The sequence below is a fragment of the Curtobacterium sp. B8 genome (genome assembly GCF_000333315.1).
Lineage (GTDB): Bacteria > Actinomycetota > Actinomycetes > Actinomycetales > Microbacteriaceae > Curtobacterium > Curtobacterium luteum.
Genome location: NZ_BACW01000302.1, coordinates 1 through 2,295, shown reverse-complemented (window position 1 = coordinate 2,295; position 2,295 = coordinate 1). Strand labels below are relative to the sequence as shown.

Genomic DNA, 2,295 nt, shown 5'->3' with positions numbered 1-2,295 from the left:
CCGACCAGCTTGGCATCGACTTCATCGGCGTCGGCGAGCACCACCGTGCCGACTTCATCGTCAGCGCACCCGAGGTCGTCCTCGCTGCGATCGCCGCCTCGACGTCGACGATCCGGCTCGGCTCCGCGGTGACCGTGCTGTCCTCCGACGACCCGGTGCGGGTGTACGAGCGCTTCGCCACCGTCGACGCCATCTCGGACGGTCGCGCCGAGGTCATCCTCGGCCGCGGCTCCTTCACCGAGTCGTTCCCGCTCTTCGGCTACGAGCTCTCCGACTACGAGGTCCTCTTCGAGGAGAAGCTGCAGCTCTGGTCCGCCCTGCGCGGCGGCGACAAGGTCACCTGGTCGGGCACGAAGCGCGCCTCGCTCGTGGAGCAGGACGTCTTCCCGAAGCTCGAGCACGGCCCCATCCCGACCTGGATCGGTGTTGGTGGCTCGCCGCAGTCCGTCATCCGCGCCGCCTCCTACGGCATGCCGCTCTTCCTCGCGATCATCGGCGGGCAGCCCGCACAGTTCGCGCCGTTCTCGCGGCTCTACCGCCAGGCGCTCGCCCAGCTCGAGCTGCCGCAGCAGCCGATCGCCATGCACTCGCCCGGGTTCGTCGCCGCCACCGACGAGGAGGCCGCCGAGCGCTACTGGCCGTACCACAAGGCCGTCACCGACCAGCTCGGTCGCGAGCGTGGCTGGCCGCCCCTCGACGTCGCCGGTTACCGGGCCGGGCTCTCCGCCGGAGGCTCGCTCTACGTCGGTTCGCCGGAGACCGTGGCGCGGAAGATCGCGCGCAACATGCGGATCCTCGGGGTCTCCCGCTTCGACATGCGGTACGCGACCGGTCGCCTGCCGCACGAGGACATGATGCGGTCGATCGAGCTCTACGGCACGCAGGTCGCGCCGCGGGTGCGCGAGCTCCTCGCGGAGCCGGTACCGGTTCCCTGACCGGGGTGGCCCGGGTCGGGCTCGTCCGGCGCGTCGGGTCCGGGCTCGTCCGGCGCGTCGCGTCCGGGCCCGTCCGGCGCGTCTCGACCGGGCCCGGCCTGGAGGCGCGGTCCGCCACCGTCACGCCGCTCTCGGCGTGCACGGGTAGCGTCCGGGACATGTCCCGGAACCCCGAGTCCACCGAACGACGCTTCCGCGGCAAGATCCTCGGCGTCGGCACCACCTCCGGCGTCCGGATCGTCGTCGGCATGTGGGAGCGATCGCCCTTCGGACCGTTCACGGACGTGTTCCTCGAGCAGGCCGACGGCAGCTCGGTGCTCCTCGCGCCCGACGAGCTCGTCGCGGCGTACGTCTCCGGGACCTACCGCTTCGACACCGTCTCCGTCGTCGACCTGCGTGCCAGACGCACCGCCCGCGGGCTCGATCTCGACGCCGGACCCCTGCAGGCCTCGATCGACGTCGGCGGCATCTCGCCGCTCGGCCGGGTGCTCCGCATCGTCCCGAAGCCGATCGCCCGCGACTGGCGGTGGCTGACCGCGATCGACCCGGTCGCACGGCTCGTCGCACCCGGGGCCGGAACCGCCGGGTCCGCCGGGAACGGCCGCCGCGAGTACTACGGCGTGACCGGGGCGCACGACGTCACGGGGGTCCGGGGCACCTGGGCGGGGGAGTCCCTCGGGTCGATCGCGCCGCTGGACCCGCCCGTCGCGTTCGGCTTCGCGTCGATGCCGCGCATCCCGCAGGTCGTCGACGTCGAGACGACGATCCGCGAGCCCGCTGCCTGAGGGGCTCCGGGCGGGCGGGGCGACCCGGAACGACATCGTTGCTGTCGTACGACGTCCGCGAAGTCGCTCCTTGCGGGAGCAACAGTTGCGCGCGCGCGGCGGCGACATCGTCGAGGTCGTACGACATCGGTGTTGTCGCACACTCCCGCACGCGACCGCCCCCGCACGGCTCCGCAGCCCTGTCCGCCGGACGCGCTCAGCGTCGGCGGGCAGACTGGCCGGAACGGACAGCGCCCGAGGGCCGGCCGAACGTCGAGCACAACGGGGCGCACGACGCGAGAGGAGCACCATGACCGACACAGAGGCAGACCAGCGCGCAGCCATCTCGGACATCGTCCACGGAGCCCGTACGGCACTGCTGACGACCGTGAGCGAGGACGGCGGACTCCACGCACGCCCCCTCGCGGTGCAGGACAAGGCGTTCAACGGGACCCTGCGGTTCCTCGTGCAGGACGGGAGCGAGAAGGTCGAGGACATCGCCCGGAACCCGCACGTGAACGTCGCGATCGAGTCGCAGGGCGGTTACCTGTCGATCGCCGGCACCGCCACGGTGACGACGGACGAGACGGTCATCG

Annotated in this window: 3 protein-coding genes; all 3 read left to right on the top strand. The window is 72.2% G+C overall.

The genetic code is table 11. The features are described 5' to 3' along the window. Positions 1-935 (top strand): LLM class flavin-dependent oxidoreductase (locus I59_RS07445; protein ID WP_022903320.1); only part of this gene is annotated, 935 nt, incomplete at its 5' end. A gap of 158 nt (positions 936-1,093) precedes the next feature. After that, positions 1,094-1,720 (top strand): hypothetical protein, encoded by a 627-nt coding sequence (locus I59_RS07440; protein ID WP_031273272.1) that lies wholly within the window; start codon positions 1,094-1,096, stop codon positions 1,718-1,720. A 289-nt stretch (positions 1,721-2,009) separates the two neighbouring features. Continuing rightward, positions 2,010-2,295 (top strand): pyridoxamine 5'-phosphate oxidase family protein (locus I59_RS07435; protein WP_022903318.1); only part of this gene is annotated, 286 nt, incomplete at its 3' end.